Here is a 19,152-nt window from a genome sequence, read left to right on the forward strand (position 1 = left end):
CCTATTTAAATAACTTTGATAATAATTTTTCTTTTTCTTTTTTATTTTCTTTATTTACATAAACACAAGAATTTATCATACCGTTTATAATAACTTCACCATTTTGCACATCTAATTTATTCATTTTTAATTCTTCTCCCTTTATATGTAATGTGCCTAAATTTGTATTTAATATTATTTGCCCTTCATTAAAACTAACTACCTCAACGACTCCGTTTAAAAAAAGTCGTTTCCTATTTTCCATTGTCAATGTACTTTTTTCCTCTATTTTAATCTCCTTTTTTTCCATATAATATCCCCCCTAACCTTATAGTATTATATGCTTTATAGTTCTTATATAGTACAAACATAAAAAAGATAGGCTGAAGATTGTCTCATCTTCAGCCTATCTTTTTTATTCACTGTCTTCTACTCCAGATATTATTTCATACATATTTTTTGCATTTTCTTTAGTTACATGTTCTGATATATTTATTATTTTTGCCTTTAGAGATCTTTCGGCATATTTAATTTCTATAATATCATTTTCTTTTATTTCTGTACCTGGTTTAGCTACCTTATCATTTATAAATACACGTCCACTTTCACAAGCTTCCTTTGCCACAGTTCTTCTTTTTATTATTCTTGACACTTTTAAGTATTTATCTAATCTCATAATCTCTCCACCTCCTAAAATACAAAAAACCTAGATTTACACCTAGGTTTTTCGAATGAATACAAAAGATCCCTTATTTATTAACTTTATCTTTAAATTCCTTACCAGGTTTAAATACTGGAACTGTTGATTCTGGAATAGTTATTTCTTCTTTAGTCTTTGGATTTCTTCCTATTCTTGCAGCTCTTTTTCTAGTTTCGAAAGTTCCAAATCCAACTAATTGAACCTTTTCTCCTTTTTCAAGTGTATCCTGAACACTTTCTATAAATGCCTTTAAAGCTAATTCAGCATCCTTCTTTGTTAGTTTTGATTTTTCAGCCATGCTTGTAATTAATTCTGATTTGTTCACCTTTGTTTACCTCCTTAATATTGAGTATGCTATAAGATAGCTTATTTTCTATAGAATAGCATATTCTTCACTGATTTTAAAATTCCTCTTTTTTATTTGTTAATTTTTATAAAAGAAATTTAATTAGTTTTTTTCGCTTTTTCCCACAACTGATCCATTTCATCTAGAGTCATTTCCTCAATTTTCACTCCTATATTTTTAGCAGATCTTTCTATGTATTCAAAGCGATTAATAAACTTATCTATAGTATAATTTAATGCATTTTCGGGGTCTATGTCAAGAAATCTTGCTACATTTACCACGGAAAATATTAAATCACCAAGTTCTTCTAATATTTTTTCCCTATTATTATTTTTATATACATCTTTTACCTCATAAAATTCTTCTAAAACTTTATTTAATGCATCTTCTACCCTTTTCCAATCAAATCCAACCTTGGCAGCTTTTTTTTGTATTTTTTCAGCTCTGATTAAAGACGGAAGAGTTTTTGCTACATGTTTTAACTCCTCTGTATAAGAAGTATATCCCTTTTCTTCTTTTTTTATTTTATCCCAATTATATAACACTTGATCAGAAGAATTAACTTGAAGCTTTCCAAATACATGAGGATGCCTTTCTATCATTTTATTGCAAATTCCCTTAATTACATCATTTATATTAAAAAATCCTTCTTCCTTTCCAATTTGAGCATGGAACACTACTTGAAGTAACACATCTCCTAGTTCCTCTATCAACGCATCGTCATCTTTTTCGTCAATTGCTTCCAAAACTTCATAACTTTCTTCTATAAGATATTTTTTTAATGAATCATGACCCTGTTCCCTATCCCACGGACATCCATTTTCTCCTCTTAACTTTTCCATTATACTTAACAAGTCATAGAAATCTTTAGTGTTATTTAAATTTTTAGGTATAAATATTGATGTTAAATAATCTATATCTGGCTGCCTATCTAATTCGTATAATTTTATTTTTCTTATACTTTCTAATCCCTCTACCCCTGCAGCCCTTACAAAATAAATTTCTTCCTCATCTCCATAATACTCTAAAAGAGCTAACTTAACCTCTGAAGCTATAAATCCATTATAAACCTGAGTTACTATAGTTCCTAATCTTTTATCTAATACTTGATTTTTTATATCAAACGCATCAATTATCTTGATACCATCTATAGGATCTATTTTTAAACTCTCAATCATAGCATCTACAAAACTTACTGCTGGATAAATTTTTAATTCTATAGAACTTTCTTCGCAAAGCCTTATCAGGTTATTTACAGATTTCTCAGCCACTAATGGATGCCCTGGAACGGCATATACAACATCACCTATTTCCTTATATTTCCCTATTATATCCCTTGCAATTGAATCATAAACCTCATCAAAGCTATTCATACTATCATACTTTTTATCAAAGGTTTCAAATTCTATATTAAATCCTTTTAAATCTTCCACTGTAGGATGTTTTTCCGTTCTTAAATAAACTTTTTTAGTACTTTTTAAAACCTCTATAGTACCTAAAGTAAGTGCTTCTTTAGAACCAGGTCCTAAACCTACAACTTTTATCATTTTATACCTCTCCTTTTGTATTTTAAAAATTTGCTTTTAAAATAATCATAACTGAATATACGCATTGCTATAATTAGTATACTATATATTAACATACCAGAAAATACTGATACTAAACATGCTACCATATTACTTAAAGTATTATCATAGATATAATTAAAAATCAACATTACTCCTATTATCATTAAAACTCCAGCATACAAAGGTTTTATTAATATATTATAATAATTTATAGATACACCAAGAACTTTCCTTAATGATCTCATATTTAACAAGGCTGCTATAGAATAGCCTATTATAGAACCTATTACTGCTCCATAGATATTTATTTCTGGTATTGGAACAAGTATAATTGTTAATATTGTTTTTATTACACATCCCATTAAAAGATTTATTACTGGTCTTATATATTTTCCAACTCCTTGTAATATAGCAGTTGAAGTTTGACAAAGAACTATAAAAGGTATTGAAATAGATAAATACTTTAATATTTTATACCCTTCGCTGTGCCCAGGAAATAATAACTTTAATACTGGATATGCAAGAAAAAATAATCCTAAAAATGATGGAATTGCTATAACCATAGCAAATTTAATAGCCATATGAGTTTTTTCAACTAATTCACGTCTTCTATTCAATATATAACATTCAGCTATTATAGGTACTAGTGAGGAACATAATGCTATAGAAACAGTAAGAGGCACATTTACAAGTACAAAAGCTTTACCAGTAAGTTGTCCATATAATATAGTTGCTTCCTTAAAATCAAATCCTGCCTTTAAAAGTTTTTGTGGTACCAAAGCTGAATCAATTAAGCTCATTATACTTCCTACTGTTGCTCCTAATGATATAGGTATAGATATATATATTAACCTACTTAACACCTCTACATTGTCTCCTACATTTCTCACATGTATTTCTCTTCTTGTTGATATATATTTTATAAATAAATATATTCCTCCGAGTATCCCTCCGGCAGCTGCGCCAAAAGCAGCTCCACCTGCAGCGTATTCTATTCCTTTAGGTAATAAGATAAAAGCTAGTCCTATACCAAAAATCACTCTTCCAATCTGTTCAATAATTTGGGATACTGCCGTTGGACTCATATTTTGTAATCCTTGAAAAAAGCCTCTAAATGCGCTCATTACAGAAATAAATACTGGCGCTACAGCAATACCTATTAAGGAGTAGTATGCCTTGTTATCCCATCTAAAAAATCCAATTAATCCTTTTGAAAATGTCAAAATAATAAATGTAAATCCTCCACCTAACATAATCATCAGTAACATAGATTTTCTAAAAACCTGAATAATTCCTTCATTGTCTCCTACAGCTCTTCTTTCAGACACTAGTTTGGATATGGCTACTGGAACTCCAGAAGCTATGGCCACAAAAAACATGTATAAGGGGTATGACATTTGATAATATCCTACACCTTCGTCACCTATAAGCATTATCAATGGCCATCTAAAAAAAAGTCCAAGAAACTTAGCAAAGACCCCCGCCACACCTAAAATAATGGTACCTTTCATAAGGGATTGTTTTTTCATTATTAATACCTCCGAAATGCTTCTAAGTATTATTTATTTAAAACTTGGAAATATTATTACCTTTTATCGAATATTTTTCCATACATACGTCAATAATTTTAAAGTACAAAAAAATTAAATGGCAGACATGCTGCCATTTTAAAATTTGTTTATATAAATAATTTATTGTTCCATTTGCTTTCCTAAGAAGGATGATGCAGTTTCAGCTAATTTTATCTCTACATCACCGAATTTCTTCCCTTCTTCCTTAGATACTATAATAACAGCTCCAATTGCATCTCCTTCTGCTATTATTGGTGATATAACTTCTGCTTTATACTTTCCTTCTACTTCTTCATCGTCATAAAGTGGAATGAATTCTGAAGCATCAGCAAAATATACTGTTCTTCTATCTTCTATTATTTTTTCCAATTCTGGGCTTATTTTTTTGTCTACATATTCCTTCTTTTGTGCTCCGCTAATAGAAATTATACTATCTTTATCGCATATAAGCACTATGTTCCCAATTGTCTGCTGCAAAGATTCGGAATAACCTTTTGAAAACTCACTTAATTCTCCTATTGGTGAATACTTCTTTAGTATTACTCCACCTTCTCTGTCAGTAAATATTTCCAAAGGATCTCCTTCTCTTATCCTTAAAGTTCTTCTTATTTCTTTTGGGATAACTACTCTTCCCAAGTCGTCTATACGTCTAACAATTCCTGTTGCTTTCATAAAGCTTTCCTCCCTTAAATAAATATTTGTTTAATACAACTTGTATTAATATTATCTTTCTATTTATGAAATTTTATACACATTTGTAATTTAAAAAAATCCCGAAATTTAAAATTTCGGGATTTTTTATCTATATAAGATTCTTTTCATATTTTTTAGTTTCTATTTTAGCTTCCTTTTTCCACTGCTCTATCTTATCATTAAATACCTTTTGCTGTTCTTGTGGTAATAAATCCTTTTTAATCTGTTCTTTTACAGAATCAAAGCTTTTAATTTTAAAAGGTTCTTTATCTATAACTTTTATAATGTGATAACCATAATCACTTTTAACTGGTTCAGATACTTCACCTTTATTTAATTTTACTACAGCATCAACAAATGGCTTAACAAATTGTCCGTATTCAACTGCTCCTAGATCTCCACCTTTATCCTTTGAACCTGGATCAGTAGAAACTTCCTTTGCAACCTTAGCAAAATCTTCACCTTTATTCAATCTTTCTTTTACTTTCTTTGCTTCATCTTCAGTTTTAACTAATATATGATAAGCATGGAATTTACTTGGTTTTTCTAAATATGTGTAAATACTACTGTCATATTGTTTCTTAGCTGCTGTATCATCTATTTTTACACTTTTTACTAATTCATCTCTTACTTTTGTTATTATAAGCTGAGTCTTATAATAATTTTTCAAGTTTTCTTCTGACACTCCTGATTTTTTTAACTCTTCTTGATACTTATTTTTGTCATTATTAAAATTAGTTTTTATTACATTATTTATAGCCTTCTCTACTTCTTCATTAACTTTTTTATCGTCCACTAACTTCTTATTTTTAGCTTGTTGTAATACTAGGTTTTCTGTTACCATTTGATCAAGTACTTGCTTTTTAATTTGTAAAAGTTGTTCCTTTGCTTCTGGGTTACTAGCATAATTTTCTCCATACTGTTGTTTCATTTGTTGTAATTGTCCAACTAACATAGGATAGGAATCCAATTCCCCTCTAGTTATTTTTTCATTGTTAACTTGTGCAACTGTACTTTTATTTATTGCCTCCGGTGTTTTTTCTATCATAGTACATCCTACTGTTGAGATTGCAAACATACCTATAATAGATGTAATAATTAATTTTCTTATGTTCTTCACTATTATTCCCCCACTCTATATTTATTCTTAATAATTATAATAATGTTTTCAATTTATTGCAAATCTTCTAGAATCATATTAATATAAATTTAATATGTCTACCCCTTGCAAATACTTTCTATAAATAGAATAAATTCCTTTAGTTTATTTAATAGTTCTTCCTTTTTAATATTATTTAAGTTATATGCTAATATTGGTTTACTTCCAAATCTAAAAGCTATAATTCTATTATACTTACTTTTTACTCCATTTCTTATAGCTTCATTTAAAGCATCAATATTTTCAAATTGAACTAAGACCTCACTACCCTTTTCCTTTATATCTTCTATGCTTAATTTTTTGGCTATACTTCTTATATATGCAATATCCATGAGATTCTGCACAGAAGGTGGAATATCAGAAAATCTATCCTCCAACTCTTCCTGAACATCAATAAAGTCCTCATATGAATTTATAGCTGCAATTTTTTTGTATATTGCTATCTTTTGAGTTTCATCCTTTATGTAATTCTCAGGAATAAATGCATCCACCTTTAATTCTACTGTTGTTTCTATAGGTTCTTTATCTATTTCACCTTTAAATTTACTTATAGTATCCTCTAACATCCTACAATATAAATCATATCCTACAGAAGCCATATGTCCATGTTGGGATGATCCCATCATATTTCCAGCTCCCCTTATTTCTAGATCCTTTAATGCTATTTTAAATCCTGCACCCAATTCAGTGAATTCCTTTATAGCTTTTAATCTTTTCTCTGCTACCTCTGTTAAAATTTTATCCTTTTTATAAGTTAAATAACAATAAGCTAGTCTATTGCTTCGGCCTACCCTACCTCTTAACTGATATAATTGTGATAGCCCCATCTTATCTGCATCATAAATTATCATTGTATTTACATTTTGTATATCCATTCCCGTTTCTATTATGGTAGTAGCTATTAAAATATCATACTCATTCTTCATAAAATCCATTATAACCGTTTCTAATTCTCTTTCTTGCATTTGTCCATGTGCTATTCCAACTCTAGCCTCTGGAACAAGATTAGCTATATATGCAGCTATATCTTTTATATTTTCTACTCTATTATATACAAAGTAAACCTGGCCACCTCTATTTATTTCTCTTAATATAGCATCCCTTATTAATTGATCATTATATTCTACTACATAAGTTTGAATCGGATGTCTTTCTTCTGGTGGTGTTTCGATGACACTTATATCTCTAACTCCCACCAAGGACATATGAAGGGTTCTAGGTATAGGTGTAGCACTTAAAGTAAGAACATCTATATTTTTCTTTAAAGACTTTATTTTTTCTTTATGCTTTACTCCAAATCTTTGCTCTTCATCAACAATAAGTAATCCTAAATCTTTGTACTGTATGTCCTTTTGCAGTATCCTATGAGTTCCTATTACAACATCTACATTTCCCTCTTTAATTGCTTTTATAGTTTCTTTTTGTTGCGCAGGAGTTCTAAACCTACTTATCATTTCCACCCTAACAGGAAAATCTGAAAATCTTTGTACTAGATTATTGTAATGTTGTTGCGCTAAAATAGTAGTTGGTACTAAAAAAGCAACTTGTTTTCCATCCATAACAGCTTTAAACGCAGCTCTTACTGCCACTTCTGTTTTTCCATAGCCAACATCACCGCAAAGCAACCTGTCCATGGCTTTATCAGATTCCATATCATTCTTTATATCATTTATTGCTGTTATTTGATCTGCCGTTTCCTCATATGGAAATTCTTCTTCAAATTGTTTTTGCCACACAGTATCTTTGTTAAACTTATATCCTTTTAAAGTAGATCTAACTGCATAAAGCTTTACCAAATCCTCAGCTATTTCTTCTATGGACTTTCTTACTTTATTCTTAGCTTTTGTCCACTCTGCACTGCCTAGCTTATTTATTTTAGGTGCATTTCCTTCACTACCTATATATTTTTGCACCATATCTAATTGTTCTACAGGTACATAAAGCTTATCATCACCATAATAACTTAGCTCTAAATAATCTTTTTTATGTTCGGCTATATCTAACTGTTTTATTCCTTTATATACTCCAATACCATGATTTACATGAACTACATAATCACCAGGCTTTAACTCTGTAAAACTTTTAATCTTACTTAATCCCTTTTTAGCTGCTTTTTTAGTTGATTTCTTTTTAGCTTCCCCAAAAACTTCTTTATCTGATATTATGCATATTTTTAATTCTGGATATTCATAACCTTTTATCTGACTCCCAAAGGTAATTATTACCTCACCTGGTAAAATATCTTCTATTACATCCTTGTATACACTTTCAATATCATTATCCCTTAATGTATTTACGAGCCTTTCCCCTCTAGGCCTTGTACCAGAAAGTATTACAGTTTTATACCCTAAAGCCTTCTTCCCTCTTATATCTTCCATTAGCAATTCCATCTGACCATGATAGTTATGTAAAGTTATCTCTTGAAAATTGACTATAGACTGCGGTTTTAATATTTTTACTGTTTTAGGGATTGAACTTAATATTATTAACTTACCTTCTTCTAAACTATTTATTATTCTATTCTTAGGTATAAGTAATTCTGCTTGTTTAGGTAATATATCTCCCCTCTGAAGAAAACTTTTATAGTTATCTTCAAATTCAAAATATACACTATTTAACTTTCCTTCACATCTTTGCACATCATCCATGATTACAAACCATTCTTTAAAATAATCTAAAAGAGAAGACGGATTATCATAAAAATAAGGCAAGTAACTATCAATAGTTTCAAAATTCCAACTTTCTCTCAAACCTTCCACATTTTTACTTATTATGGTTTGCAACTTGTCAGCTGCTTCCTTATTATTTACATTTTTTAAATTATCAAGAACTGTTTTTAAGTCCTTTTCTATATTATTATATGCCTTTTCTATATTTTCCTTATTAATTATAATTTCCTTAGCCGGAAATATTTCTAAAAATTCTGCTTTGTCGATACTTCTTTGAGACTCTGGATTAAAATTTCGTATAGAATCTATTTCATCTCCAAAAAGCTCTACTCTATATGGTTCTATAGATGTAGGAGGGTATATATCTAAAATCCCCCCTCTTATAGAAAATTGTCCTTTACTATCTACTAAATCTACTCTCTCATATCCACAATGTATAAGTTTCTCTCCTAAATCTTTATAATCTAAAATATCTCCTACTTGAAGTTTGAAGGAGTATTTCTCATATAAATCCATAGGTATGTATGCTGCTGCAATTGTCTCTATAGACGCTACTATTACCTTTTTCCCTGGCTGCAACATATTTTTTATTACTTTAAGTCTTTCCCATCGTAAATCTCCTGATATAGCATCAATATTATAAAAAACCACTTCTTTAGTTGGCAAATAATAAACTTCTGCTATATACAAAGACAAATCTTCATATATATTTCTTGCTTCAACATCACTATATGTTAAAATCAATAAAGGCTTGTCTATTTCATCATACACTCCCTTTATTACATAACTTCTAGAAGATTCAGATAGTCCAAATATACCTAAAGGATATTTGTCTTTTTTAATGCTACTTTTTATTATCTTAAATTCCGAACTATTTACTAGTGGCTTTAAGATACCCCTTAATCTCATTTATTTTCACCTCATTAAACTACTCTGCTTTAAAACTATTAAATTTATTCATAGCAACTTCTGGACTTTGATCTATTATAGTACTTGTAGCTTCTGCTGCAGAATTAAGCACTTTTTCTATACTATCTCTATCCTCCTTAGAAAATTTGCCAAGCACATGAGACACCATATCTCTTTCTGCCTTGCCAACTCCTAATCTTAATCTTACAAATTCCTCTGTGCCAAGTTGATATATTATGCTCTTAATTCCATTGTGTCCCCCTGAACTGCCTTTTACTCTAATTCTTAATCGTCCTATTTCTAAATCCACATCATCATATATTACTATAACATTCTTACTATTAATTTTGTAAAAATTAACTATTTCTCTTACACTTTCACCACTTAAATTCATGTAAGTTAAAGGTTTTAATAATATAACCTTTTGTCCGTCTATGTTTCCCTCGCCATACATTCCTTTAAATTTTACCCTATTTATATCAATATTATACTTATGGCTTATTACATCTACTGCATCAAAGCCTATATTATGACGTGTATGTTCATATTCTTTTCCTGGATTACCTAGTCCAACTATTAGAAACATTTTCTCTTTCCTCCACTAATAAAATAATGCAACAATTATATATTATACTATAAAGGCCAAATAATAAAGAGACTTTAAAGTCTCTTTATTATTATACACTTTTATATAATTATAATTACTTATCAGTTTCTTTCATTTCTGATAATACTATTTTAAAACTTTTTTCTGATCCATTTCTCCATACTTTACAAGAAACTGAATCTCCTATCTTATGTTTATCTAATACTTCTGCTAAATCTTCAAAACTATTTATCTTAGTTTTATCTACTTCAATTATTATATCTGTTGGCTTTATTCCTGCACTAGCTGCACCAGATCCTAAAATAACTTCATTTACATAAAATCCTTTTATACTTCCATCTTTGGAGCTTACAGACTGTCCTTTTACACCTAAACCAGGTCTTTTTACTTTACCATAATTCATGATAGAATCTATAATTCCTTTTGCTTCATTTATAGAAATAGCAAATCCCATTCCTTCTGCTTTAGCTTCTGGTCCTATTTTAAGACTATTGATTCCTATTACTTCACCATTCTCATTACATAGAGCTCCTCCACTATTACCTGGATTTATAGCTGCATCTGTTTGCAAAACCTTATATATAGCTCCATCATATTGCATTGTTCTATTTAAAGCACTTATTATTCCAGAAGTTACTGTTCCAGCAAATTCCTCTCCAAGAGGATTCCCTATGGCTACAGCTAAGTCTCCAACTCTTACTTTAGAAGAATCTCCAAATTTTGCAGTTGGTAAATTATTAGCGTTTATTTTAATAACTGCCAAATCTGATCTTTTATCTGCACCTACAAGCTTTGCCTGAAACACATTTCCACTAGCTAATTTAACAGATACATTTGTTGCTCCTTCTATAACATGATAATTTGTTACTATATATCCATTGGCATCAAATATTATTCCTGAACCACTTCCTTGCTCAACAGTTCCCCAAAAACTTTCCCCTTTATTGTTTATACCTACTACAGCGGGACCTACTGTTTCGGAGACTTTATTAATGGCATTTTTGGGAGACTCTGTAGTAGGTGTATTATTTTGTGTTAAATTTGCATTTTGATAATAATTTGTTTTTGGAGTATTATATTTTTTTACTACATAAGCTCCTGACAATCCCCCAGTGATAGCTGATACAAGTATAAGTGCTATAGCTTTTAAAAAATTTCTACTACCTCCACCCCTATTTTTCCTAAACTTTATATTTCCATCCTCAGGGGTTATACTCTCCCATTTTACATCTTTTACTTCATTAAATTTGAATTCATCCATATTTCAGCACCTCCTGAACTTATTATAAAAATTATATAATACTAATTTTATATAGTTGTGAACAAAATGTAATTATTCCATTACTATTTTTTATATTTTTTTTAAAGTAAACGTAAACATAACTCCTTCTTGCTTATTTTCTACCCATACGTCCTCTCCTAATTGTGTTAAAATGCTTCTTACGATAGAAAGCCCAAGCCCTGTACTTACTTTGGATGATCTTGACTTATCTGCTTTATAGAATCTAGACCAAATGTGTTTTATATCTTCATCGCTTATTAACGCTCCACTATTATATATTGATGCATATACTTTGTTTCCCCTTATCTTGGTTTTTATTTTCACATTTCCCTCTTCATTAGCATACTTTATAGAATTATCAATTAGATTTGTAACTACCTGTATTAACCTATCCTTATCACCTACTACATATAAATCATCTTCCTGTAAACACACATCTACATTTAATTTTTTCTCTTTTATCTTTTGTTCAAATTTAATCACTGCAAGCCTTATGATTTCATTTATATTTACTTCTTCAATTCTAAGCTTCAATTGTCCCGCTTCAATAGCAGATAAATCTAAGAGGTCATTAACTAATCTAGTTAATCTTTGAGTTTCATCATAAGCTAGGGATAAATAATACTTTTCCTTATCTTTTGGAATAACTCCATCTAATATTCCACCTACAAATCCCTTTATTGAAGTTAATGGCGATCTAATTTCGTGTGATACATTTGATATAAATTGCCTTCTATTATCCTCTATTGTCTCTAAAGATTCAGCCATTAAATTAAAAGATTTTGCAAGCTCCCCTATTTCATCTTTTGATTGAATATAAACTCTTTTATCCACTTCTCCTTTTGAAATTTTATCCGCCACGTGATTAATTTTTCCTAATGGATTTATTATTATTTTTTGACATAAATAATAAATAACAAAAAAAGATAATATTATAGCCAATATAGCTGATATCCAGATAATGCTATAAACCCTCTTTAATGGCTCACGTATTTCACTTAACGAAGTATGCATTATTATGGCACCTTTAAACATATCCTTAAAAAATATAGGTACTACAAAAGTATGAACCGGTGCGGCGAGTATATTTGCATATACTCCTCTTTTCTCAATATCCTTACCAAACCTAAGGTCCCCTAGTTCATCAGTTAAAACTTGTTTTCCTATTAAATTCTTATATTTATTATTAGATACTGCATATACAATTCCATAATTATCAGCCAGCCAAATATTAGTTGACAGATAATTTCCTATACTAGTTAATGTTTCTGCAACTCTTTCATGAGACATATTACCATCTAAGTATTTTACAGCTACTACACTTATAAATTCTGATTCCTTTATTAGCTGAGTTTTTCTTTGCTCAAAATAATATCCTTCAAACCAATAAGAAAGTACTGCAGCTGTGATTACAAAACTTATAGCAATAATAGCTGTAAATGTGGCTACCATTTTTGAGAATAAACCTTTCCTCATTTTTTATTTCACCTCAAATTTATAACCGACACCCCAAACTGTTTCTATCTGCCAATTTGATCCCTTTTCCAACTTTTCTCTTAATCTTTTTATATGCACATCTACTGTTCTTGAATCGCCTGGATAATCATACCCCCAAACTTCACATAAAAGCTGTTCTCTAGTAAATACTCTATTCTTATTACTTGCTAAATAATATAGTAATTCGAATTCTTTTGGAGGCATTTTTATTTCTTGGTCATTATAAATTACAATATAGGAATTTATATCTATAACTAAATCTTCAAATTTTAAAATTTCTCTATTCTCATTATCAGTATTATATCTTCTAAGAACTGCCTTTACCCTTGCAAGTAATTCCTTAGGTTCAAAAGGTTTTACCATATAATCATCTGCTCCTAGCTCCAATCCTAAAACCTTATCAAAAGTTTCTCCTTTCGCTGTAAGCATTATAACTGGAGTTCCATAATCTTTTCTTATCCACTTAAGTACATCTATGCCATCTATGTGAGGTAACATTATATCTAACAATACTAAATCTGGCTTATATTTTAAAAACTCTTCCTGTGCTTCTTTTCCATCATTACTAACTTTAGTTGCATATCCTGCACTTTCCAAATACATTTTTATTACTTCACATATATTCTCATCATCATCTACTATTAATATTTTACCTATTTTTCCTTCCATTTTATAACCCTCCCACTTAATTATATAATTTTATTTTAAATAACATTCACATTTAATTTATCACATATTATCATTACTTTAATAGTATATTCTCAAAATGTTACAAATTATTTACTACTTAGATGAAATTTAATATTTTATAATAAAAAAGCATAGAGGATTCTAATTCCTCCATGCTTTTTATCTATTAGTCAAATAATTTACTTACAGATATTTCTTCATATATTCTTCTTATAGCTTCTGCGAAAACAGGTGCTACAGATAAAGTCTTAAACTTATCGCTTCTCTTATTTTCTGGTAAGTCAATTGTATTTAACATTATAAGTTCTTTTATAGCTGATTCATTAATTCTTTCTATAGCTGGACCAGATAAAACTGCATGTGTACAACAAGCGTATACATCCTTAGCTCCCATTTTAACTAGTGCATTAGCTCCATTTGTTATAGTTCCAGCAGTATCTATCATATCATCGATTAATATACAAGTTTTATCCTTTATGTCTCCTATTATGTGCATGATTTCTGATACATTTGGCTTTGGTCTTCTTTTATCTATAATAGCAATTGGTGCATGAATTCTATCTGCAAACTTTCTAGCTCTTGTAACACTTCCAAGGTCTGGTGATACTACTACTACATCTTCTCTTTGATCAAAACCATTTTCAGCAAAGTATCTTCCTAATATAGGTACTCCTAATAAGTGGTCTACTGGTATATCAAAATATCCTTGAATTTGAGCAGCATGTAAATCCATAGTTAAAACCCTATCAGCACCTGCTGCTGTTAAAAGATCTGCAACTAATTTTGAAGTAATAGGATCTCTTGCCTTTGCTTTTCTGTCCTGTCTTGCATATCCATAGTAAGGAATTACTGCTGTTATTCTTCCAGCAGATGCTCTTTTAAATGCATCAATCATTATAAGTAATTCCATTAAGTTGTCATTAACAGGTTCATTAGTTGATTGGATTATAAATGCATCTATTCCTCTTACAGTTTCATTAATATCTACACATATTTCTCCATCACTAAATGTACCAACCTTTGCATCCCCTAGTGGTACTCCCAATATATCAGCTATATCTTGGGCTAACTTCTTATTTGCATTACCAGTAAAAATTTTAATACTTTTTCCATGGCTTATCATTACATCAACCTCCTTAGTACTATTTTTTCAATCCTCTTTTTGTTACCCATTCCTCTTTATTTACTTGCCTTGCTCTTGCTATAGCTAAAGAATTCTCAGGAACCTCTTCTGTAATAGTGGACCCTGCTGCAATATATGAATTATCATTAACCTTTACAGGAGAAATTAAATTTGTATTACAACCTATAAAAGCATTATTACCAATAATAGTTTTATTTTTTACTTTTCCATCATAATTAACTACTACGGTTCCACAACCAAAATTACACTTTTCTCCTACTTCTGCGTCACCTATATAAGTTAAATGTGATACTTTTGTATTATCTCCGATAACTGATTTCTTAATTTCTACAAAATCACCTATTCTTACTGATTTTCCTATTACACTTTCAGGCCTTATATAGGCAAAAGGACCTACTGTTGTATTTTCTCCTACACAGCTTTCCAATATAACAGAGCTTTGTATTGTAACTCCTTTTTCTATAACGCTATCCTTTATTCTAGAATTTGGATATAACATACAATTTTCTCTAATAATTGTTTTTCCCTCTATAATATTTCCAGGAAATATTATAGTATCATTTCCTATTTGGACTTCTGAATCAATATAGGTATTTTCTGGATCTATCAAAGTTACTCCATTTTCCATATGCTGATTATTTATTCTTTTTCTCATAATTTTTTCTACATCAGCTAGTTGAAGTCTAGAATTAATTCCCATAGTTTCCTCAAAATCTACAGAAATAGCACCTATTTTTTTGCCATTACTTTTTAGTATTTCAATTACATCTGTTAAGTAATATTCACCTTGAGCATTATTATTAGATAATTTATCAATACTATTTAAAAGAGCCTCTATATCAAAGCAATACATACCTGCATTTATCTCTTTAACATTTAATTCTTCTTCTGAACAATCTTTATGTTCTACTATTTTATTTACTTCACCATTATCTTTTCTTATTACTCTTCCGTATCCATAGGGATTATCGACTATTGAAGTGAGCATTGTCCCTTTATAGTTGTTGCTCTCATGGAAAGCAATTAGTTTTTTTACTGTGTCAGCAGTTATTAAAGGTGCATCCCCAGTAAATATTGCAACGGTTCCTTTTTTATCCATTAAAAATTCCTTTGCACATTTAACTGCATGCCCTGTACCCAACTGTTTTTCTTGAAGTGAATATGATACATTTCTAGAGTTTGTACTTTCTTTTACCTTTTCTGCTCCTTTACCAACGATTACATTCACATCATCAATATCAGCTCTACGTAAAACATCAATAACATGATTAACCATTTCTTTTCCACATACTTTATGCAGAACTTTTGGTATAGCAGATTTCATTCTTTTTCCTTCACCGGCTGCTAATAATACAGCACAATTATACATTTTACCACCTCTTCATAGGCACTTATTTACATAATTCTGCTTTTTCATTTCAAAATCATTCTATAATATTATATTTTATATGTATAATATTTGCAACCTTATAGCGCATTTTCAGAAAATTCCCCAAATATAAAAAGGAGTATTTCTACTCCTTTTTATTGTTCTGGATTCTGTTCTACTACTTCCACTTCATCTTTTACTTTTTCATACTCATCTAAAATGGCCTTCTGTATTTTCTCTCTTGTCTGAGTATTTATTGGATGAGCTATGTCCTTAAATTCTCCATCAGGAGTTTTTCTGCTTGGCATAGCTATAAACAGACCATTTTGTCCTTCTATAACCTTTATGTCATGAACAACAAACTCATTGTCAAAGGTTACTGAAACAATGGCTTTCATTTTTCCTTCAGCAGTTATCTTTCTAACCCTTACATCTGTTATTTCCATATTAATCCACCTCCGAGATGCTTATGTACATATAATATTCTCTACGTTTTTGCTTTTTCCTTCTTTATTTTAAAAAAATTATTAAATTTTTCGAAAATTTTATAATTTGATTTTTTTAGATGGTTGTAGAACAGCATTATTATTTTCATCTAATCCATTAAACTCGATAATAGATACATAATCACTCACTAGCTTTTGCTTTATATCTATGTTATCTACAAGTACTCCTGTTCCTACTAATTGGCTATCAAATTCCTTTAAAAGATCTATTATGCCAAAAGCCGTACCTCCTGCTTTCATAAAGTCATCAATAAATATACAATTACTCTTAGGTTTAATAGCTCTTTTAGAAAGAGACATATTTTGTATTCTATTAGTAGATCCTGATACATAATTTATACTAACAGTAGGTCCCTCAGTAACTTTGTTCTCCCTTCTTACAACCACTAATTGAACTCCAATCATTCTGGCAACTTCGTAAGCTAATGGAATACCTTTTGTTTCAACAGTTACTACATAATCTACATCCAATTTATTAAAAGCTGCGGCTAGTATAGTTCCTGCCTTATGTATTACTTCTGGGTTAAACATCAAATCTGTAACGTAGAGAAAGTTCCCTGGTATTATTCTTTCTCTATCTTGTAAAATAATACATAATTCTTCTGCAAATTTTATACTTTCTTCTTTTGATATACCACATACATACCTAACTCCACCTGCAGCCCCTGGTATAGTCTCTATTCTACCTATAGAAAGCTTAATTAAAATATCCTTTATTGCGATTAAGTCTTCGCTAATAGTAGATTTTGCAGCATTAAACATCTCAGTAAACTTATTTAAATTAATTATCTTATTGGGATTTTCAATTAACATTTTAGTTATAGCAGATATCCTTTGGTTTCTTGTAAACTTCTCCATTCAAATCACCTATCTATTAAATTTACGAATTATTTTATAGTCAAATAATCTTATTATTCATATTCTATTCTAAAACATAATTATAATCAATACTTAGCAAAAAATATAATATAAATAATATAAAAGTGTTTTTTTACTTCTTTTTTGTATATAATTATTAAATGGAGTTAATTTATAAGGAGTTGATTATGTTGTCATTTGATTTTATAAAGAATGCAAATAGCAAAATTCATTTTATTGGTATAGGCGGAATAAGTATGAGTGGACTTGCTGAGATTTTACTAGAAAGAGGTTACAAAGTATCTGGATCTGATATGAATGAATCCCCAATAACTAATAAACTTTCAAAAATGGGTGCTGAAATTTATATTGGCCATAAAAGTGAAAATATAAAAGATGTAGATCTTATAGTTTATACTGCAGCCATATCAAAAGATAATCCTGAACTTATAAAGGCCTTAGAAGCAAATATTCCAATTATGGACAGGGCAGATTTTCTTGGACAATTAATGAAAGGCCATAAATTTAACATAGCAATTTCAGGAACCCATGGAAAGACCACCACTACATCTATGGTTTCTCATATAACTATAAAAGCAAATCTTGATCCTACCATATTAGTAGGTGGAGAACTTGATATTATAAATGGTAATGTTAGAACTGGCAAAAGTGAATATTTCATAACTGAAGCTTGCGAATACAAAGCTTCTTTCCTTAAATTTTTCCCTTATATTGGTGTAATACTAAATATAGATGCAGATCATTTAGATTATTATAAGGATATTGATGATATACAAAATACATTTATAAAATTTGCAAAAATTATCCCTAAAGATGGATATTTAATAGCCTACTCAGAAGATGATAAAATGGATAAAGTTTTATCAGAAGCTAACTGCAACATAATTACTTATGGCATAAACCATGGAGATATAAGAGCAGAAAATATAACTTTTGATGATAAAGGTTGTTCTTCATTTGATGTAATTAAAAATACCAAAAAACTATTTTCAATTAAACTCAATGTTCCTGGAAATCACAATATATTAAATGCATTAGCTAGTATTAGTATTGCTTTGACACTTAATATAAAAGAAGAATTCATCGTAGATGGTTTAGAAAGCTTTTATGGAACTCACAGAAGATTTGAACTTAAAGGCATCAAAGATGGAGTTACTGTTGTAGATGATTATGCCCATCATCCTACTGAAATAAAAGCAACTTTAAGTGCCTCCCAAAACTATCCACATAATAGAATATTTTGTGTCTTCCAGCCACATACTTATACAAGAACCTATACTTTATTTAAGGAATTTACTGAATGTTTTTCTGGAGTAGATAAACTAATACTTGCAGATATTTATGCTGCTAGAGAAAAAGATACCGGATTAGTAAGTTCTGATACTTTAGGCGATAATTTAAGAGAAAAAAACTTAGATTGTATAAATCTTCATAGCTTTGATGATATAGTAAAATATTTAAAAGACACTCTGAAATCAGGAGACTTATTATTAACAGTTGGTGCAGGCGACATATATAAAGTAGGCGAAATGTTTATTAAAGAGTAATTTTTTAATATATATTTTTTATATTACCTGTGTAAAA

At 29.7% G+C, this 19,152-nt stretch carries 17 protein-coding genes; 1 reads left to right on the forward strand and 16 read right to left on the reverse strand.

The window, feature by feature from the left end; translation table 11 throughout:
• Window position 1: 1 nt before the first annotated feature.
• From yabP to purR, 16 genes are all read right to left on the reverse strand, one after another.
• Window positions 2–289 carry a sporulation protein YabP gene (gene yabP / locus T514_RS0114125; protein WP_027625377.1) on the reverse strand — a complete coding sequence of 96 codons (288 nt, stop codon included), beginning with the start codon at window positions 287–289 and terminating at the stop codon, window positions 2–4.
• Between the two features lie 105 nt (window positions 290–394).
• Window positions 395–655 carry an RNA-binding S4 domain-containing protein gene (locus T514_RS0114130; RefSeq protein ID WP_027625378.1) on the reverse strand — a complete coding sequence of 87 codons (261 nt, stop codon included), beginning with the start codon at window positions 653–655 and terminating at the stop codon, window positions 395–397.
• A gap of 73 nt (window positions 656–728) precedes the next feature.
• Window positions 729–1,004, reverse strand: a complete 276-nt coding sequence (locus tag T514_RS0114135) for an HU family DNA-binding protein (RefSeq protein WP_027625379.1) — start codon at window positions 1,002–1,004, stop codon at window positions 729–731.
• Window positions 1,005–1,123: 119 nt separating this feature from the next.
• A complete protein-coding gene (yabN, locus tag T514_RS0114140) occupies window positions 1,124–2,572 on the reverse strand; it encodes a bifunctional methyltransferase/pyrophosphohydrolase YabN (protein WP_027625380.1) in 1,449 nt (482 codons plus the stop codon).
• The gene (locus T514_RS0114145) at window positions 2,569–4,122 is read right to left on the reverse strand and encodes a putative polysaccharide biosynthesis protein (RefSeq protein ID WP_027625381.1); all 1,554 of its coding nucleotides are present in this window, start codon (window positions 4,120–4,122) and stop codon (window positions 2,569–2,571) included. Before T514_RS0114145 ends, yabN begins: the two co-directional genes overlap by 4 nt.
• A 162-nt stretch (window positions 4,123–4,284) precedes the next feature.
• On the reverse strand, window positions 4,285–4,836 hold the full coding sequence (spoVT, locus tag T514_RS0114150; RefSeq protein WP_027625382.1) for a stage V sporulation protein T: 552 nt from the start codon (window positions 4,834–4,836) through the stop codon (window positions 4,285–4,287).
• Between the two features lie 130 nt (window positions 4,837–4,966).
• Window positions 4,967–5,977, reverse strand: a complete 1,011-nt coding sequence (locus tag T514_RS0114155; protein WP_027625383.1) for a peptidylprolyl isomerase — start codon at window positions 5,975–5,977, stop codon at window positions 4,967–4,969.
• A gap of 98 nt (window positions 5,978–6,075) precedes the next feature.
• Window positions 6,076–9,594: a transcription-repair coupling factor gene (mfd, locus tag T514_RS0114160; RefSeq protein ID WP_027625384.1), complete on the reverse strand. Its 3,519-nt coding sequence runs from the start codon at window positions 9,592–9,594 to the stop codon at window positions 6,076–6,078.
• Between the two features lie 19 nt (window positions 9,595–9,613).
• On the reverse strand, window positions 9,614–10,180 hold the full coding sequence (pth, locus tag T514_RS0114165; protein ID WP_027625385.1) for an aminoacyl-tRNA hydrolase: 567 nt from the start codon (window positions 10,178–10,180) through the stop codon (window positions 9,614–9,616).
• Window positions 10,181–10,295: 115 nt separating this feature from the next.
• Entirely contained in the window at window positions 10,296–11,462 is a 1,167-nt protein-coding gene (locus tag T514_RS0114170) for a S1C family serine protease (RefSeq protein ID WP_027625386.1), read from the reverse strand.
• A 90-nt stretch (window positions 11,463–11,552) separates the two neighbouring features.
• Window positions 11,553–12,959 carry a sensor histidine kinase gene (locus T514_RS0114175; RefSeq protein WP_027625387.1) on the reverse strand — a complete coding sequence of 469 codons (1,407 nt, stop codon included), beginning with the start codon at window positions 12,957–12,959 and terminating at the stop codon, window positions 11,553–11,555.
• A 3-nt stretch (window positions 12,960–12,962) separates the two neighbouring features.
• Window positions 12,963–13,649: a response regulator transcription factor gene (locus tag T514_RS0114180; RefSeq protein ID WP_027625388.1), complete on the reverse strand. Its 687-nt coding sequence runs from the start codon at window positions 13,647–13,649 to the stop codon at window positions 12,963–12,965.
• 187 nt (window positions 13,650–13,836) lie between these two features.
• On the reverse strand, window positions 13,837–14,793 hold the full coding sequence (locus tag T514_RS0114185) for a ribose-phosphate diphosphokinase (RefSeq protein ID WP_027625389.1): 957 nt from the start codon (window positions 14,791–14,793) through the stop codon (window positions 13,837–13,839).
• Window positions 14,794–14,812: 19 nt separating this feature from the next.
• The gene (gene glmU / locus T514_RS0114190) at window positions 14,813–16,183 is read right to left on the reverse strand and encodes a bifunctional UDP-N-acetylglucosamine diphosphorylase/glucosamine-1-phosphate N-acetyltransferase GlmU (RefSeq protein WP_027625390.1); all 1,371 of its coding nucleotides are present in this window, start codon (window positions 16,181–16,183) and stop codon (window positions 14,813–14,815) included.
• Window positions 16,184–16,338: 155 nt separating this feature from the next.
• The gene (gene spoVG, locus T514_RS0114195) at window positions 16,339–16,629 is read right to left on the reverse strand and encodes a septation regulator SpoVG (RefSeq protein ID WP_027625391.1); all 291 of its coding nucleotides are present in this window, start codon (window positions 16,627–16,629) and stop codon (window positions 16,339–16,341) included.
• Between the two features lie 99 nt (window positions 16,630–16,728).
• Complete coding sequence (gene purR / locus T514_RS0114200) at window positions 16,729–17,547, reverse strand: pur operon repressor (RefSeq protein ID WP_027625392.1); 819 nt, start codon at window positions 17,545–17,547, stop codon at window positions 16,729–16,731.
• 191 nt (window positions 17,548–17,738) lie between these two features.
• On the opposite strand from purR, the gene murC reads away from it, so the two are divergent.
• Window positions 17,739–19,115 (forward strand): UDP-N-acetylmuramate--L-alanine ligase, encoded by a 1,377-nt coding sequence (murC, locus tag T514_RS0114205; protein ID WP_027625393.1) that lies wholly within the window; start codon window positions 17,739–17,741, stop codon window positions 19,113–19,115.
• Window positions 19,116–19,152 lie beyond the last annotated feature (37 nt).

Source organism: Clostridium lundense DSM 17049, from assembly GCF_000619945.1.
Lineage (GTDB): Bacteria > Bacillota > Clostridia > Clostridiales > Clostridiaceae > Clostridium_AO > Clostridium_AO lundense.

Excerpts from the sequence above, each read along its gene's own strand:
- pth (WP_027625385.1), bottom strand. The coding sequence starts at position 10,180 with ATGTTTCTAATAGTTGGACTAGGTAATCCAGGAAAAGAATATGAACAT.
- T514_RS0114130 (WP_027625378.1), bottom strand. The coding sequence starts at position 655 with ATGAGATTAGATAAATACTTAAAAGTGTCAAGAATAATAAAAAGAAGA.
- spoVG (WP_027625391.1), bottom strand. The coding sequence starts at position 16,629 with ATGGAAATAACAGATGTAAGGGTTAGAAAGATAACTGCTGAAGGAAAA.
- T514_RS0114145 (WP_027625381.1), bottom strand. The coding sequence starts at position 4,122 with ATGAAAAAACAATCCCTTATGAAAGGTACCATTATTTTAGGTGTGGCG.
- T514_RS0114185 (WP_027625389.1), bottom strand. The coding sequence starts at position 14,793 with ATGATAAGCCATGGAAAAAGTATTAAAATTTTTACTGGTAATGCAAAT.
- yabP (WP_027625377.1), bottom strand. The coding sequence starts at position 289 with ATGGAAAAAAAGGAGATTAAAATAGAGGAAAAAAGTACATTGACAATG.
- T514_RS0114175 (WP_027625387.1), bottom strand. The coding sequence starts at position 12,959 with ATGAGGAAAGGTTTATTCTCAAAAATGGTAGCCACATTTACAGCTATT.
- T514_RS0114180 (WP_027625388.1), bottom strand. The coding sequence starts at position 13,649 with ATGGAAGGAAAAATAGGTAAAATATTAATAGTAGATGATGATGAGAAT.
- purR (WP_027625392.1), bottom strand. The coding sequence starts at position 17,547 with ATGGAGAAGTTTACAAGAAACCAAAGGATATCTGCTATAACTAAAATG.
- glmU (WP_027625390.1), bottom strand. The coding sequence starts at position 16,183 with ATGTATAATTGTGCTGTATTATTAGCAGCCGGTGAAGGAAAAAGAATG.
- T514_RS0114170 (WP_027625386.1), bottom strand. The coding sequence starts at position 11,462 with ATGGATGAATTCAAATTTAATGAAGTAAAAGATGTAAAATGGGAGAGT.
- yabN (WP_027625380.1), bottom strand. The coding sequence starts at position 2,572 with ATGATAAAAGTTGTAGGTTTAGGACCTGGTTCTAAAGAAGCACTTACT.
- mfd (WP_027625384.1), bottom strand. The coding sequence starts at position 9,594 with ATGAGATTAAGGGGTATCTTAAAGCCACTAGTAAATAGTTCGGAATTT.
- spoVT (WP_027625382.1), bottom strand. The coding sequence starts at position 4,836 with ATGAAAGCAACAGGAATTGTTAGACGTATAGACGACTTGGGAAGAGTA.